The sequence below is a fragment of the Acidisarcina polymorpha genome (assembly GCF_003330725.1).
GTDB lineage: Bacteria > Acidobacteriota > Terriglobia > Terriglobales > Acidobacteriaceae > Acidisarcina > Acidisarcina polymorpha.
This window is the reverse complement of the sequence record NZ_CP030840.1, coordinates 4,818,582-4,833,848: the sequence shown is the minus strand read 5'-3', so window position 1 is coordinate 4,833,848 and position 15,267 is coordinate 4,818,582. Positions and strand designations below refer to the sequence as shown.

Sequence of the window (15,267 nt, the reverse complement as noted above, 5' to 3'; positions counted from 1 at the left end):
AAATGGAGGCATCGATGGATCTACAGCTAAATGGGAAGCGTGCATTGGTCACAGGAAGTACAAGTGGAATTGGGGAACAGATCGCCAAGACTCTTGCAGGGGAAGGTGTTCAGGTTGTTGTTCATGGCAGGCGAAAAGCCGAAGCGGATCGCGTGGTGCAGGAGATCACGGCGACTGGGGGAATGGCCATCGCGGCCATCGGCGATCTTGGAAGCGATGAGGAAACGGCTAATGTTGTGAACGTCTCCTTGTCCGTGTTTGGCGGTATCGACATCCTCGTCAACAACGCTGGGGCATTTCCCATGAAGCCATGGCTGCTATCGACTGCAGCTGAGTGGATCGATTTGTATAACGCGAATGTGGGCTCGGTGGTACGGCTGGTCACGCAGCTTGTTCCATCCATGGTGGAGCGCAAGTGGGGTCGGGTCGTCATGCTGGGCAGCTTCCTCGGCCCGATGCCAGGTCCGCCTGTTGCCAACTACGGAACAACGAAGGCTGCCAACATCGCCCAGGCTGTTTCTTTGGCAAAGGAACTCGGCGGGACAGGCGTTACGGCAAACACAGTGAGCCCAGGGCCCATACGAACACCGGGGATGGAAGCTGGGGCACGGGAAATGATGACCTCGCAGGGTCAGGAGTACAACTTCGACACATTCGAGCAGTTCTATGTGCAGCAAACCCGTCTGCCCGCCGGCAGGATCGGCTCACCGATGGACATTGCGAACATGGTGGCTTTTTTATCAAGTCCTCTCGCTGACTTCATCACAGGCGCCAACTTACGAGTAGATGGCGGCATGATGCCGACGACCAACTAAGGTGAAAGAGGCTGCCGCGATTGCAGCCTCTTAGCCATGTACCGCGCAATCGGCTTCTCATCGGTACTCGCCCGACTTAGTGACCCCTTTTTGCGCGTTTCGCAAGAGTCTCTTTCCCCGTCCTCCCCTGCTTCCTGCGTGATCTACTCATTTGCAAAAGAGGCGACCGACGGTCGAGAAACATCTGCCTTGCCCTTCCAGCGTTCGCTTCCTATGGACTCTAGTGCTTCACGAGCGCGTATACGCAGGCCACGAAAAGAATCAAACACACCAACAACCCTACAAAAAGTTGGGGGTGCATCCCCAGGACGGATCCGTTCTCCTTCGTAAACTCAGGATCACTCCAGCCCGTACCCGGAAAGACAGGGGACAGAAGCATAGCCACAAAGTAGAGTGCACCCGCAACAGCAGCAAGGGTGAAGTGCAAGAAAGTCAACGGCCCAGTTCCGAAGAGGAGAAATAGCGAAAAGAGTCCCAAACCTATGCCCAGCAGCATGGTTTGTGCATTGTGAAACTTGGCGTGGGGAGACCAGTGCGGATTATGGATGTGCTGTTTTGCTGTAAACGGAATAACTGCGTCCGCGACATAGCCACCGAAGTTGAACACTGCGACTAGTGCGACGACCCATTTTGCGATTTCCATAAACGGCCACCTCTTAAGAACATGAGTGTTCTGGACGCGAAAGATACATGAGATAATCGTTATAACATATAGCTATGACCAAGAACAAGCTGGCGGCTCCATTACCGGATCAGGACAGTGGCTCCCCAGGCGATCTCGCGTTTCTCATTGCACAGGTTGGATCACACTCGCAGATTTCCTTTGGAAAGCGGGTTGTTCCTCTCGGCCTTCGGCTCGCCCATGTAGGCGTGCTCAAGGCGATCTTCAGAACGAATAGGCTGACTCAGCGCGAGTTAGGGGATACTCTCGGAATGTTTCCTAGCAATCTGGTCAGGCTGATCGACGAACTCGAACAGAAAGGCCTTGTGCGACGCGGTCACAACGCGTCTGACCGACGTTCCTATACGCTTCTGCTGACCAACAAGGGTCAGAGGATGACGTCAGAGCTGATCGCTCTCACGGAAGCGCATGGAGATCGCATCTGCGCTGCTCTTAATCCACTGGAACGTCGAGAACTGACGCAACTTCTTCGAAAGATCGCTACCGGACAGGGGCTTCAGCCCGGTGTTCATCCAGAACTGCCCGGCCTGAAATCCCGTCGAGCGACAAAGGCCCGAACTCTATGATGTGACGGAAGCCGGCATAAATCTTTCAATTCGCATCCTCGGGAGCAACGCTATTGAGTTACCTTCCCGATGTTGGAGAAGAGACAGTTGACGAACCGGCGTATTTCCGGGACGCCATCTTTCCGGCGATGGCAGTCGCTCCTTACGGGTGTGGGGAGGCCAGATGCTGGGCGGCGCTCACAACACAGGCCCTACGTCGGCTTCGCTCCCGTGAAGCACTGCCATCCGAGCCTGTGACCATGCGCGACAACTGGGGTACGGCAAACCACCACGCAGCCAGTCCGATCAGTAGAAAGACCAGCTTTGCTGGATCAAGATCGTCATTCAGTGTGCCGTCACGTTGTGCTTCGGCAAACATCGCAACCGTGCGCTGATAGTGAGCCGTGCGGGCGGCCTCGTTTACGGCTGGACCCCCGGCCAGACCCTCCCAAAGCAAGAGCCGGACCAGCTGAGGATGCTCGGCATGATAGTCGAAGATGCAGCCCGTATATTCCCCGACATCCTCCAGGCCGGGAGCGTTCGCTCCCAAGGAGACAGCGAGCTTTTCGAGCTCTTCGATCAGCACCGTTTCAAAAAGTCGTCGTTTGTCCCCGAAATAGTTGTAGAGCCGCTCCTTGTTGATTCCCGCGAGAGCTGCGATTCGTGCCATGGTCGTACCGTCCGGACCATGTGCCGTGAATTCTGCGCATGCCGATTGCTGAAGACGACGACGCGTTTCCTGTGTATCCCAAGCCATAGCGTGATTCTATTTGAATCTCCAACGGTTCGGTTGGAATCTCATGAAGTATCCAACCAGAGCGTTGGAAATGGATGAAGATCATCGGCTTTAGGAGACCAAGTATGTCGGGACGAGTTGAGAACAAGATTGCGGTGGTTACAGGCGGAACAAGCGGCATTGGATTGGCGACAGCCAAATTGCTCGCAGCGGAGGGCGCGAGGGTCTTTGTAACAGGGCGAAGAAGTCCAGAACTCGCAGCGGCGATCGAGCAGATCGGTCATGGAGCTGTGGGCATCCAGGGCGATGTCTCCAAGCTGGAGGATCTCGACAGACTGTTCACGGAGGTCAGAAAGCAGGCGGGGCGGCTGGATATCCTGTTCGCGAATGCCGGTACGGCTGAACATCTCAAGATTGAACAGGTATCTGAAAGTCAGTTCGAAGCCGGGTTCTCCGCTAATGTCAAAGGTGTGTTCTTCTGCATGCAGAAGGCTCTACCGTTAATGCCCGATGGAGCGGCCGTTGTTCTGAATGCTTCCATGTGGACGATCAAGGGGATCCCTGGTTTCGGCGTGTTGAGCGCGAGCAAGGCGGCGGTAAGGAGCTTCGCGCGCACGTGGGCGAACGAACTCAGGGAGCGGCGGATACGCGTAAACGTCGTCAGCCCAGGACCCGTACGTACTCCTTCGATCGAGAAAGCGACAGGTGGCCGTGAAAACGCCGAGCGACTCTTGTCGGAACTGTCTAAAGACATCCCTCTCGGTCGCCCCGGCAATCCGGACGAGATTGCAAAAGCAGTTCTATTTCTAGCCTCAGAAGATGCAAGCTATGTGAACGGCGCTGAACTTTTTGTCGATGGCGGGATGGTTCAAATCTAGCAGTTATTCATCTGCAAAGCGTGTTCACTAATCCCTGAGGAGTGGAGTGACGACAGGCGCTCAGGAGATTCTATGGGTAGCCATACATCCTGCAAAATAAGTTTGCTGTACTGCAATACCGGGCTCGCAGCTTTTCGCAAGTGAGTCATCATCACAGAGACAAGCACTTATTTCGCACTGTGACATGCTTATGGGTCCCAGAAAGAGAATGCACATGAGCCATGAAGAGCAGGAGAAGTCAAACACGGCGCTTGACCTAGTGAAGGCGTTCTTTGCCGCCAAAGAACGTCATGATCTAGCCGCAACCATGGCGCTGTTTAGCGACGACGCGGTATACATCTTTCCCCTGGCTGCGTCCGGGAAACAGGAAAACTGGTTTACCTATAAGGGCAAAGAAGCCGTCACTAAGTACCAGGGTCAGGTCTTAGAGCGTTTCAGGCAGATCAAGATGCTCGAGCCCAAGTATTTCGTCACCACGGACGGCAGCAATGTCTTCGTGGAATCAAGGGGCGACTACATCGCTCAGGACGGCACCGCCTATAACAACGTATACATTTTCAAATTCGTGATCCGCGATGACAAGATTGCGGAAGGGTACGAATACGCCAATCCGGTAACCTACGCCAAACTAGCTGGTCTGCCTATCGGCTAGCCATTATGCAGTGACGAGGCGGTCCAAGACCTATGAGATCCTCGATGCGTTCTGTGAGCTCGGGTACGTAAATTGAGGATTGTCGTCAGTTGGCTATCCTCTTTTTCGGCTTCGCGGGGAGGCAGGGAGGGGAGAAGAGACTTGGCTGGGATGCACCCAAGCGGGAAAACCCTTACCGTGGTTCCGCAGCGTCCTGACGGGTGTCTCCAAAATCCTCGGCCATAACGCCGTTATGAAGGAGGGCTCGCGAGTGAATAACCACCCCGTCCAGGTTCTGACACCCAGCGGAGGCGACGTCGAGCTGATCACACAGTCCCTCGCCACCGCAGGCCTTCAGGCCTGCATCTTCCCTCCCTCCGTTGAGAACCTCACCCCTGCCGAGCGCGACCGCGTGGGCGCCCTCATCATCGCCGAAGAGGCTCTCAGCCCCGGTGTCGTCGCCCATCTTTCCCATCTCCTTCAGTCCCAACCGCCCTGGTCCGACCTCCCCGTCCTCGTGCTCACCTCCGGCGAGAACGAAACGCAGGAGAGCATCGAACGTCAGTGCACACGCCTTCCTCTCGGCTATCACAGCCTCCTCGAGCGACCCATCCGCCCTGGCACTCTTGTGAACACCGTCGAATCCGCCATCCGCGCACGCAAACGCCAATTTCAGGTTCGCGACGCCATGGCTGAGCGTGATCGTGCGCTGATCGCTCTTCGGCAAAGCGAGGAACGCCTCCGGCTCGCCGCCGAAACCGCCCACATCGGCACCTGGGAGCGCGACCTGGACGCCGGCAATCTGCAGTGCTCGGACAGCTGCAAGGCCAACTTCGGCCGGAAACCCGATGACCCATTCACCTTTGAGGACTTCCAAAACGCCATCCACCCTGAAGACTGCGCCGCCGTCACGGCCGCCCTCGGGGCCGCTATCCGCGAGCGCGTCCCCCAGCGCGCCGAATACCGCGTCTTTTGGCCCGACGGTTCTCTTCACTGGATCGTTGCCAGCGGCCGCATCCTCTTCAACGCCAACGGTCTTCCCACGACCCTCGTCGGCGTAGTTCTCGACGTCACCGAGCGCCACATCGCTATGGATACTCTCCTCCGCACCGAAAAGCTTGCGGCTGTCGGCCGCCTCTCCTCATCGATTGCTCACGAGATTAACAACCTTCTCGAATGCGTTACCAATCTCCTGTACCTCGCACGCCAAGCTACTCCCGACCAGGACGCTCGTGAATATCTCGCCGTCGCTGAGCGCGAACTCCGCCGCGTTGCCGACATCACCAGCCAGACCCTTCGGTTCCATAAGCAGCAATCAGCTCCGCGAGCGATCCTCGCCTCTGAGCTGTTCGATGATTGCCTCTCCATTCGCCAGGACCGCTTATCGAACGCAGGCATCATTGTCGAACGCAGGCTTAAGATCACTCGCCCGGTTCTCTGCTTTGAGGGTGAAATCCGCCAAGTCCTGAATAATCTGGTCGGCAACGCCATCGACGCCATGGGTGCGAAAGGAGGACGCATGCTCCTACGCGCCCGTGAATCGACAGATTGGCGTACCGGCCGGAGCGGTCTGCTTCTCACGGTTGCGGACACGGGATCCGGAATCGACGGCCCGAACCTCCGCCGCATCTTCGAAGCCTTCTTCACCACCAAGGGCATTGCAGGCACTGGCCTCGGTCTCTGGGTCAGTCAGGAGATCGTCGAGCGTCACAGTGGTCGGCTGGGAGTCCGAAGCCGCACCGAGGCTTCGTCTGGCACAGTCTTCACACTCTTCCTCCCCTATGAGGCCGCTACTCGCTGAGAACCACCTCATACCTCCGCCTGCTCAGCAGAGACCAGGAAAAGATCTTCTGGCGAAATGACGCAGAGCTCACGAGCTTGTAGCCTTTGACTCGGATAGGTCGTTGGGCATCGAGCGCCACAGCAAGGATATTTGGCTCGGCAGATTGAGCAGCTTCTTTCGCTGCCAGCTATGCCCATGACGAGAGCTGAGCAGGAGGTGAAGCGACTTGCTCCACCTCCTCGTCAGACAGAACGACACGAGACTAGTGCGCGTTATTTCCGGCAAACATAGTATTTCCGTTCGCGGATTGTTCGGGGATCGGCTGAATGACATCCCAGTGCTCAACGATTTTCCCGTCTGCTACCCGGAAGATATCAATGATCGCTTGTCCTCTATCTTGGGGACCCGTCGTGAACTTGGAATGCACGACGACCAGATCTCCCTCAGAGATCACCCTGACCATGTCCAAGGCTGCAGTTGGATGGGTCTGAAAGAAGGCTGCGAAGTAATTCACGAAGGGTGCACTTCCATTCGGCACGAGCGGGTTGTGCTGAATGTACGTGGCACCGATGTAGCGCTGCGCAGCCTCTGCAGGTTTGTGTGCATTGAAGGCGAGATTGTAGAAATCGAGAACAAGACGCTCGTTGGCGTTCTTGGGAACGGCTTGCGCCTGCAGGTCCAGCCGGCAAGCAGCAACAGTGCAGAACAACAGCAACACGGACAGATACTTTTTCATGATGGCTCCTCTTTGGTGCGGCTCGCCGGACAAACTTCTCCAAACGATTGTGGGGTTGTGAGCAGGACAGTTCGCCTCTCGAGTTGATGAAGACTCCAGCTGCATCCCAGCCGGAGCTGTTCCTAGACGGACAAGCGGACCCAGACGACCCTGCCTAGATCGCACAACCGTTGGGCCCGCAGCCGACTTCAAGCTGCGACGGCGCGGGCGGCCTGAGCTTCAGGCTCTTCAGGGCACTCTGCCAGGCCTCCGGTCTGCCAAGGAAGGGGGTGTGATCAAGCCGTTCCAAGTGACCTTCGCGCTCGATGACGAACGTTGGATAGCCTCTGGCGCCGACAGCGCTCAGGAGATCGCGGCTTTCCGCAAAGTGGGCGTTCACCGCTTCTCCACGGAAGCTTTGCAGGGCCTCTAAAAAGGGACCGCGGTCCAATCCAAGTTCACCTGCAAGATCGCTCAAAACACCGGCGTCGGCAATCCGCAGTCCTTCGACGTAGTGCGCCTCATACAAGCGTGCGAGCATATCCAGGCCAGCTTCTTGGACCTGCTCCGCCGCCAGAACAGCTGCGGTGGGCGGCTCCGAGTCGAGCCACGCAGTATGATCTGTGAGCAGGCCGTTCAGGTACGCCTGGCCGAACTGTTGCCCCGTCGCCTGCGTGATCTGACGATCATGGGGAGCGACATACTCCCGCCAGGCCGGAGTGATCTGCTGCCGGCGTGCTCCGGTCATCATGCCGCCGCCATGAAGCTCGATCGACGCGACCTCCCGTGCGGCTTTTACTAAAGGTGCGACGGCGTAGCACCAGCCGCACAGCGGATCGTAGATGTAGTGCAAGCGTGTTGCTGTCATAGTTTCCACCATCGTCAAGCTTTTATCTGTGCGAAGACTTACCGCGAGAGCGCTGCGGCAACGGACTCCTGCAGGGGTGTCGTGGCGCGGCCGATCAACCTGCTGAGGTCATGCGAACTGGTAAAGAGCTCTCCGCGGCTTGCTCCTGCATCCGCGTCTGCAATGGCGTTGGCCAGTCCTTCCGGAAGGCCGAAGCCGGCCAGAGCCTTGGCATACTCCTCCTGCGGCAGATCCTTGTAGATCACCGGCTTGTTCGTCTGCCGAGCTACTTCGGCGGCAAGCTCCGAGAGAGTGTAGGGTTCGTCGCCGCCTAGTTCGTACACCTTGTTCACATGGCCTTTGCCGGTCAGCACAGCGACGGCGGCGGCGGCGTAGTCCGCACGCGTTGCTGTAGCGAAGCGGCCATCCTTGGCCGCACCCAGAACAGCGCCATGTTCCACCGCAGCCGCCAGCGAGCCCGTGTGGTTCTCCGTGTACCAACCATTCCGAAGGAAGGTGAACGGCACACCGGACGCACGAATATAGGCCTCGGTCGGCTGATGTTCCTTCGCCAAGAGGAGCGTTGAGGTGTCAGCGTTGAGGATGCTGGTGTAAGCAAGCAGCTTTACGCCAGCTGCGCGCGCTGCGTCGGTGACTGCCTGGTGCTGCGGCACACGATGGCCGACCTCGCTCGAAGAGACGAGCAGTACCTTTTCCACACCATTGAAGGCTGCAGCGAGACTCTCAGGCTGGGAGTAGCCCGCCTGCCGCACTTGCACTCCCTTTTCCGCAAGAGCCTGCGCCTTCTGCGGATCGCGCACAACGGCGACGATCTGGTCTGCTGGTACCTTCTCCAACAATTGTTCGACGATAAGCTTTCCGAGCTGCCCTGTTGCCCCTGTTACTGCGATCATGTCCTCCACTCCTTGGCTGAGAGATATCTCAACAAGTTGGAGCATATCGCAAAGGCTTACTATATGTAAGTACGTACATTAGTGTAAGCTGCTAACATGTTCAAGCAAGCTCATTCCGCTCGCCGTCCGAGACGGCAGCAAACTGGCAACCTGTGTGCGGCGGATTGTCCTTCGCGCATCGTTCTCGATCACATCTCGACACGCTGGAGTTCTTTGATCCTGGTCATGCTGCTGGAGCGGACTCATCGTTTTAGTGAACTGACACGCCGGATCGGCGGCGTAAGTGAGCGCATGCTCGCCCACTCGCTTCAGGCGCTTGAGTCCGATGGCTTCGTCCTGCGTGTGGTCTATCCCACCAAACCGCCCAAGGTCGAATACAGCCTCACACCGCTTGGCCGTGAGCTCGCAGCGCATGTGCAGGCGCTCACGCAATGGGTGGAGAACAACGTTTCGCGAGTGCTCGATTATCGCGAGGCGACATCCCGATAGCGAACAATCAGGTGCCTTAGTGTTAGTGCGTCAGAATCTGCTGCAGGCTGTGGACCAGGGGCTTGGGAATAAGGGCGCGGTGGATGCTTTACGGTCCAAGCTGCTCCGGGTGGTTGTCTGCTGGTGCTGGCTGCTGTCAACTGTACGGCGGAAAACAGGACCCTACAGGAACATCTGGCCGTTCTCCGCCAAGAGACACTCAAAAGCGTCACTAAGCATCTGAAACAGGATCAGGGTCGAGGGGAGCTCGGGAAAGAAGTACCTATGACAAGTCTGGCGGGCTACTACACGATGGTGCTACATGGCCTGTCACTCTCAGCGAGAGATGGGGCTTCGCGCGAAGAGCTTACGGAGATGTGAACCTTGCGATGGCGACATGGCCGGAACGTCTATTAGCCGGGGCAGTACGCAATCAGGAGACATGCACTCGCCACTCAGGCTTGGCGAACTCCGTTGCGCTTCCGTTAATCATTTATGTTAATCAGCAGTTGCATTCAGCATTGCAGGGGCGCCACCGCGGCAGCGCAAGCGACCGCAATGTAAATAGCATGACAGGATTGGGCATCGTGAAAACACTCCCAAGATTCTCTCGAATGAGTCTCCGCGCGAGCGCACTGCGCCCTGGTCGACAACTGCTGTCGAGCGAAGCGTGTGGGTGGACTTCGGTACTACTGCAGACTTTTGAGCAACCCGGAACGGTCGAGCACTACGAAACGGCCGCCTCTCCAGATGCGCTCGTTGTGGTTGTTCTGAAAGGTGCATACGAGATTGAGAGCTTCTCGTCAGGCTCTTGGAAGAAAGCCTCCTATAGACCGGGTTGCGGAGGCCTAACCGCCCCAGGTACCACAAATCGTTTGCGATGGCATTCTAAGAGCAACGCTGAATCGATCATTTTGCGTCTCTACATTCCTGCCCACTACTTCGATGAATCACGCGAAGAGTATCGGCGAGCGGGCGAGAGGACGAGCAGCAACGCCCTTGATGCTCTTTCGTTTACAGATCCCCTCATAGTGAATGTTGTTAGATCACTTGGCCAGCAAATAGCCAAAGGAGCTCCCGACCTGCTGGCAGATGCTGGCGCTCGTTTTCTGGCAACCTATTTGCTTTCAAAGATGAATCAACAGCCTGAGCAGAGGCTATCCAGAAGCGCAGGACATGACCTAACTGACCGGCGATTGCTGCGGGTTATGGAGTACATGCAACAACACCGCACAGACGAGTTGACATCAGGTCGACTCGCGGCTGAAGCGGGTATCAGTTCATTCCACTTCTCACGCCTCTTCAAGGAGAAGCTCGGCATCACTCCTCACCGTTATCTGACGCGGCTGCGAATGCAGCTTGCAAGAAATCTCCTGAAGGAAACAGGAATGTCCATCGGCGAGATCGGCGTTAGTTGCGGCTACATGCACCACGGCCACTTTGCCGCCGCATTTGCGAACGAGTACAAGTGCAGCCCAACGGAATTCCGAACGCAACATCTGATCTAGCCTGAGGAAGCAATTATCGGAGCAAACTGCAGCAAGCTTGGGACTAAGGCGGATTTTCATTTGCATCCAAAATCTGTAGGGTGGCTGTAAGCTTCGTCACTGCCCAACAATGCCCCCTGCCGTTGTTGTTTAGCAGCTCCGGCATGCGAGTTGCGACTCATTGTTGTTGCGGCCACCCCGGCGTCATCTGCTACTTACTATCTAACCCTCAAGGAGATGTAATATGGCTGTCGTATACATCACGTACTCGGGCGATGAATCAACCCGTTTTGACCGAGGCTACTACAGGAATCATCATTTGCCTCTGGTAATGCAGTGCTGGAAGCAGCATGGCCTTGAAAGTTTAAGCGTCTTGTACCCAGAGGATTTAGGGAAAGGGACCATCGCAATTTGCGAATGTAAATTCCGGGATGATGCTGCGATCAAAGCATCGTTTGAGTCCGAGGGAACCCCGCAAGTGATGGCTGATGTGAAGCATTTCACCGACGTCACTCCTACGCAAACACGAGCGGTTCCTTTGTCCTAGGCGTTTGGCGAACAATGGTTGAAAGTGTGGAGTAATCGCAGTCATGACTCCCATGCTTGAGGGCCTCCGCTCAGACCGTAACTTCAAGAGCTTCTTCGAAACTGCCTTGGGGCGGCATTCGATCGGACCATTTGGAAACCGGAAGAGATTGGTCATGCTGTGAAGTGGCTACTTTCAGATGAGGCAAGCTTTGTTAAGGGTGCGGCTCTTGCAGTCGATGGTGGCTATACGGCTCGATGAGGTGTGCGATGATGCGCTCGAATGTCGATCGTGAAGGCTCCAGCTCTGAAACGGAAGGTCTAAAGATTACTGGGACGGGTCGGACCGATCGACGGGCCGTCAATGATTGACAATTCAACCGGTCCGAGATGAGAAGCTGTTGCTCAGATCCTCAGGTTTGTCATCATTCATCACAGGTAATCTCTTGTCGGGGTTATAAGTAGACAATCAATTTATCTGGTGTGATCGGCAGTTCGCGAACTCGAACACCTGTCGCGTGCCATACAGCGTTAGCGATGGCCGGCGCCACACCACAGAGTCCGAGTTCCGCGAGGCCTTTAACGCCGAGCGGGCTCAGCAGCTTATCTTCCCCCGGAACAAAGACTACGTCTAGCTCACCGATGTCCGCGCATACCGGCACCAGGTATTCAGCAAGATTCGCATTTGCCACCCTCCCGAGACGTGTATCCCATTCGGCGCCCTCGAGCAGCGCCATGCCTAGGCCTCCGATCATCCCGCCGATGCATTGACTGCGGGCCAGTTTTGGATTGACGATTCGCCCGGCATCATAGGCGCCAGAGATGCGGGTTACTCGCACGGTCCCAAAGTCGGGGTCGACGTGAACCTCTGCAAAGATGGCTCCAAATGAGTACATCGCATAGCGATTTTTTTCCTCTCCAGGCTTACTGTCAGAGTGCGCTTCGATCTGGCTAAAGCCTGCCAACTTAATCTTGTCTTGCAAGTCCGGTGCAAAAAGGGCAGATAAGCCCAACATGTTGCTGATCTTCGCAAGGAGGGCTACGCAAGCCTCCCGTACCGCTGGTCCGATACTTGCCGTCGTGGTGGAGCCACCATGCTCTTCGGCCTTCGGAAACGTGGAGTCACCGAGTTCGAAGCGAACACGAGGGAGAGGAAGGCCAAGTGTGTCGGCGGCGACCTGAGTCATGGCGGTGTACGTGCCAGGCCCCATATCGCTGGTCGCACTACGGACAACGACAGTGCCATCAGCGAGAAGCGTAGCTGAGGCGCTCGCGGGATAACGTGGGGCTGTGTTGACGGCTGTGGCCATGCCCAAACCGACCAACTGACGACCAGCCCGCATGGACCTCGGCTCAGGCGTCCGGCGCTCCCAACCAAACCGCTCAGCGCCTATACGATAGCAGTCCTGTAGGGCGTTACTGGACCAGGGAAGGTCCTTCTTGGGAGATCGCTCAGCGAAGTTTCGCAGACGAAGCTGGATGGGATCGAGCTTCAGCAGAGCGGCCAACTCGTCCATGGCGACTTCCTGGGCGAACAGGCCCGTCGCGTGTCCGGGACCGCGCATCGGGCACGGTGTATTCGTGTTCATGGGAACGAGACGGTAGCTCGTCCGTCGATTTTCGCAGGCATAGGTTACGGCCGGCGCGTCAAGCGTTGCTTCAGCAAACTCCTCATACGTGGAGGTCTGTCCAATGGCTTCCTGGATGTGCGCCTGCAGGTGCCCTTCATGTTGCGCTCCCAGCGCAACACGCTGCTCTGTGTGCGGCCGGAAACCAGTCGAGTAGTAGAGCTGCCGCCTCGTCAATTCCAGACGCACGGGTCTACCGACTTGACGCGACGCCATCACCGCAAGCGTGACGTGTGGCCACGTTCTTAGGCTCGATCCAAACGCCCCTCCCACAAACGGGTTGATAACGCGCACTGAGTCTGCCGAGATGCCAAAGATGCGCACCATTTCTTCACGAACATTGTCGACCCATTGAGTCTTGTCCCAAATCGTAAGTTGACCGTCTTTCCACTCAGCGACTGTCGCGTGCGGCTCCATCGCGTTGTGGTGCTCGCGCGGCTGAACGTAATGCGCATCGATCTTGACAGCAGCCTGATGGAACGCTTCATCGGCATCGCCACCTTGCCGGGCTTCCGGTCCCCGTCCCTTTTTCGCCGCTGCTTCGGATGTAGGTACGCTGCGGTCGCTATCGAAGTGCGTCAGAGACTTAGCTGGCACATAACGCACGCGCACCAACGAAGCCGCGTACTCGGCCTGCGTTTGTGTTTGGGCGACGACAACGCCAATGGGCTGGCCAGAGAACTTGATTTCTGCGTCCTGCAAGACTCGAAGCGCCTCGCCTGATACCGGCTCTACGGCTGGCCGCTGCTTGTAGGGACCGTAAGGTAGTTTCGGCGCATTCAGGAAGGTGAGTACCATCAGTACGCCGGGAGCCCGTTCCGCTAGTGTCGAGTCGATGTGCGATATGCTTCCCGCAGAAATGCTGCTTTCGACTATGGCTGCGTATGTGAGACCGTCAGGGTGAAACTCAGCAGCATAGGTTGCCCGGCCCGTTACTTTGGCCGGTCCATCAACCCGGCTTATGGGAGATCCGACCAAGCTACTCATGCAAGACCGCCTGTTTCTTCCAACGCGCGAACGATCGCTCGCTGGATCAATTTGATCTTGTAGACGTTCTGCCCGTGGGACACGGCGTTTCGTGTGGCAAGTTCCGCTGCATGTCGGCATAACCCGGAGTCGAGCACGTGACCATGGAGGGCTTTCTCGACCTCAGGAAGTCTCCACGGTGTTGTCGCTACGCCGCCTACAGCGAGTCGCACATCGCGCACTGCGCCGAAAGAGTCAAGATCGAGTGCAACCGCCACGGAGGCGATAGACCACTCGAAGGTTGCTCGATCACGGACTTTCAAGTAATGCGATTTGCGAGCAGCGGCGCTCGAAGGAATTTCTATCGCGAGGATGAGTTCCCCTGGCGCTAGTTGCGTCTCGACATGAGGCGTATCGTGCGGCTGCTTGTGCAGGTCTCGCAGGGCAATCTGGCGCTCACCGCGTGAGCCTGCGATGCGTATCTTCGCATCAAGAACTAGGAGTGCATTGGCCAAGTCCCCGGCATATGTCGCAATGCAATGCTCGCTTGTACCAAGGACGGCATGTAATCGGTTTTGCCCGTTGATTGCGGGGCAACCGCTGCCGGGCTGGCGCTTATTGCAGGGCGACGCTACATCCCGGAAGTAGCCGCAGCGCGTTCGCTGGAGCAGGTTGCCGCCTAAGGTCGCCAAGTTCCTCACTTGGGGCGACGCGCTGGCGAGGAGGGCCTCTGCAATTACAGGATAATGCTCGCGGACGCCTGGATGTTCCGCCGCATCACTCATGCGGACAAGGGCGCCAAGCGTGGCGCCTGCAGGTCCTGCAACGATGTCACTAATGGCGGGTAGTGCGGTAACATCCACGACATGGCGCGGGTTGAGAACCTGTTCCCGCATGAGTTGGACCATGTCGGTCCCTCCAGCAAAGAATGCAGTACCGGGTTCCTCAGACTGACTGGAAACATGGAGTGCGCCCGTTTGCACAGCAGAAGCGACACTGCTTGACCGCGCGAAGGTAAAGGGAACCATCTAAGCGCTCCTCTGAGCCACTTCGCGCACGGCTGCGACGATGTTCGGGTACGCACCGCACCGGCAGATGTTTCCACTCATCCATTCACGAATCTCATCGTCGCTGCTGGTGTGGCCTTCCTGGATACAGGCAACTGCGCTCATGATCTGTCCGGGTGTGCAATAGCCACATTGAAAACCGTCTTGCTTTACAAAGGCCGCTTGGACTGGATGCAGTTCGTCTCCATGTGCGAGTCCTTCAATCGTAGTGATCTGCTTTCCTTGTTGCATGACTGCGAGTGCAAGACATGACGTGATCCGTCTGCCGTCGACAGTAACCGTACACGCGCCGCAGTGGCCCAAGCCGCAGCCCTTTTTACTTCCTGTAAGGTGTAAGTGATCGCGCAGACAGTCCAGCAGAGTCGTGTTCACCGCAAGCTGATTGACTCGGTGCTGTTCGCCGTTGATCTCAAGCGTCAAATCCACGTTGCCAATTCCTTGCTCGGTAACTTTCGCAGGACGCTCAGCGTCATCCGGCAAAGGTGGTATTGCTCGACCTGAAGGCACGATCATAGCGCTCCCAACGGAGAGAAGTCCGGCCAGTAGCTCTCGGCGGTTTATCTCGAATTCTGACATTGAC

At 56.9% G+C, this 15,267-nt stretch carries 16 protein-coding genes and 2 pseudogenes; 10 read left to right on the top strand and 8 right to left on the bottom strand.

Features of this window, described 5'->3' with window-relative positions:
• Nucleotides 1–14: 14 nt before the first annotated feature.
• Nucleotides 15–815, top strand: coding sequence for an SDR family NAD(P)-dependent oxidoreductase (locus ACPOL_RS20420; RefSeq protein WP_161557469.1), 801 nt, complete (start codon nt 15–17; stop codon nt 813–815).
• A 220-nt stretch (nt 816–1,035) separates the two neighbouring features.
• Here the strand turns inward: ACPOL_RS20420 and ACPOL_RS20415 are convergent, their stop codons facing one another.
• Nucleotides 1,036–1,458, bottom strand: a complete 423-nt coding sequence (locus ACPOL_RS20415; protein ID WP_114208687.1) for a DUF6640 family protein — start codon at nt 1,456–1,458, stop codon at nt 1,036–1,038.
• 74 nt (nt 1,459–1,532) lie between these two features.
• On the opposite strand from ACPOL_RS20415, the gene ACPOL_RS20410 reads away from it, so the two are divergent.
• Nucleotides 1,533–2,063, top strand: a complete 531-nt coding sequence (locus tag ACPOL_RS20410) for a MarR family winged helix-turn-helix transcriptional regulator (protein WP_114208686.1) — start codon at nt 1,533–1,535, stop codon at nt 2,061–2,063.
• Nucleotides 2,064–2,205: 142 nt separating this feature from the next.
• Here ACPOL_RS20410 and ACPOL_RS20405 read toward each other — a convergent pair whose 3' ends face one another.
• A complete protein-coding gene (locus ACPOL_RS20405; protein WP_114208685.1) occupies nt 2,206–2,799 on the bottom strand; it encodes a TetR/AcrR family transcriptional regulator in 594 nt (197 codons plus the stop codon).
• Between the two features lie 104 nt (nt 2,800–2,903).
• On the opposite strand from ACPOL_RS20405, the gene ACPOL_RS20400 reads away from it, so the two are divergent.
• The 3 genes from ACPOL_RS20400 (at nt 2,904) to ACPOL_RS20390 (ending at nt 6,088) form a co-directional block, all read left to right on the top strand.
• Nucleotides 2,904–3,656, top strand: coding sequence for an SDR family NAD(P)-dependent oxidoreductase (locus tag ACPOL_RS20400; protein WP_114208684.1), 753 nt, complete (start codon nt 2,904–2,906; stop codon nt 3,654–3,656).
• A 214-nt stretch (nt 3,657–3,870) separates the two neighbouring features.
• Nucleotides 3,871–4,308, top strand: coding sequence for a nuclear transport factor 2 family protein (locus ACPOL_RS20395; protein WP_161557468.1), 438 nt, complete (start codon nt 3,871–3,873; stop codon nt 4,306–4,308).
• Between the two features lie 250 nt (nt 4,309–4,558).
• Entirely contained in the window at nt 4,559–6,088 is a 1,530-nt protein-coding gene (locus ACPOL_RS20390) for a sensor histidine kinase (protein ID WP_161557467.1), read from the top strand.
• A 244-nt stretch (nt 6,089–6,332) separates the two neighbouring features.
• Here the strand turns inward: ACPOL_RS20390 and ACPOL_RS20385 are convergent, their stop codons facing one another.
• The 3 genes from ACPOL_RS20385 to ACPOL_RS20375 all read right to left on the bottom strand — a co-directional run bounded on the left by ACPOL_RS20385 (nt 6,333) and on the right by ACPOL_RS20375 (nt 8,546).
• Nucleotides 6,333–6,806 carry a nuclear transport factor 2 family protein gene (locus ACPOL_RS20385; protein WP_114208681.1) on the bottom strand — a complete coding sequence of 158 codons (474 nt, stop codon included), beginning with the start codon at nt 6,804–6,806 and terminating at the stop codon, nt 6,333–6,335.
• 154 nt (nt 6,807–6,960) lie between these two features.
• The gene (locus ACPOL_RS20380) at nt 6,961–7,653 is read right to left on the bottom strand and encodes a DsbA family protein (protein WP_114208680.1); all 693 of its coding nucleotides are present in this window, start codon (nt 7,651–7,653) and stop codon (nt 6,961–6,963) included.
• Nucleotides 7,654–7,691: 38 nt separating this feature from the next.
• Nucleotides 7,692–8,546, bottom strand: a complete 855-nt coding sequence (locus ACPOL_RS20375; RefSeq protein WP_150133076.1) for an SDR family oxidoreductase — start codon at nt 8,544–8,546, stop codon at nt 7,692–7,694.
• Between the two features lie 96 nt (nt 8,547–8,642).
• On the opposite strand from ACPOL_RS20375, the gene ACPOL_RS20370 reads away from it, so the two are divergent.
• From ACPOL_RS20370 to ACPOL_RS35880, 5 genes and pseudogenes are all read left to right on the top strand, one after another.
• Entirely contained in the window at nt 8,643–9,035 is a 393-nt protein-coding gene (locus ACPOL_RS20370) for a winged helix-turn-helix transcriptional regulator (RefSeq protein ID WP_114208678.1), read from the top strand.
• Between the two features lie 111 nt (nt 9,036–9,146).
• Nucleotides 9,147–9,395: pseudogene (locus tag ACPOL_RS36430) on the top strand (hypothetical protein); the annotation flags it as partial.
• 233 nt (nt 9,396–9,628) lie between these two features.
• Nucleotides 9,629–10,522 carry a helix-turn-helix domain-containing protein gene (locus ACPOL_RS20365; protein WP_161557466.1) on the top strand — a complete coding sequence of 298 codons (894 nt, stop codon included), beginning with the start codon at nt 9,629–9,631 and terminating at the stop codon, nt 10,520–10,522.
• Nucleotides 10,523–10,745: 223 nt separating this feature from the next.
• Nucleotides 10,746–11,048 carry an EthD family reductase gene (locus ACPOL_RS36425; protein ID WP_114208676.1) on the top strand — a complete coding sequence of 101 codons (303 nt, stop codon included), beginning with the start codon at nt 10,746–10,748 and terminating at the stop codon, nt 11,046–11,048.
• 126 nt (nt 11,049–11,174) lie between these two features.
• Nucleotides 11,175–11,288: pseudogene (locus tag ACPOL_RS35880) on the top strand (SDR family oxidoreductase); the annotation flags it as partial.
• A gap of 193 nt (nt 11,289–11,481) precedes the next feature.
• Here ACPOL_RS35880 and ACPOL_RS20350 read toward each other — a convergent pair.
• The 3 genes from ACPOL_RS20350 to ACPOL_RS20340 are packed head-to-tail and all read right to left on the bottom strand — an operon-like array spanning nt 11,482 to nt 15,263.
• A complete protein-coding gene (locus ACPOL_RS20350; protein ID WP_114208674.1) occupies nt 11,482–13,641 on the bottom strand; it encodes a xanthine dehydrogenase family protein molybdopterin-binding subunit in 2,160 nt (719 codons plus the stop codon).
• Nucleotides 13,638–14,648: an FAD binding domain-containing protein gene (locus tag ACPOL_RS20345; protein ID WP_114208673.1), complete on the bottom strand. Its 1,011-nt coding sequence runs from the start codon at nt 14,646–14,648 to the stop codon at nt 13,638–13,640. The genes ACPOL_RS20350 and ACPOL_RS20345 overlap by 4 nt, the downstream gene beginning before the upstream one ends.
• The gene (locus tag ACPOL_RS20340) at nt 14,649–15,263 is read right to left on the bottom strand and encodes a (2Fe-2S)-binding protein (RefSeq protein WP_114208672.1); all 615 of its coding nucleotides are present in this window, start codon (nt 15,261–15,263) and stop codon (nt 14,649–14,651) included. It lies immediately after the preceding gene.
• Nucleotides 15,264–15,267: the final 4 nt, after the last annotated feature.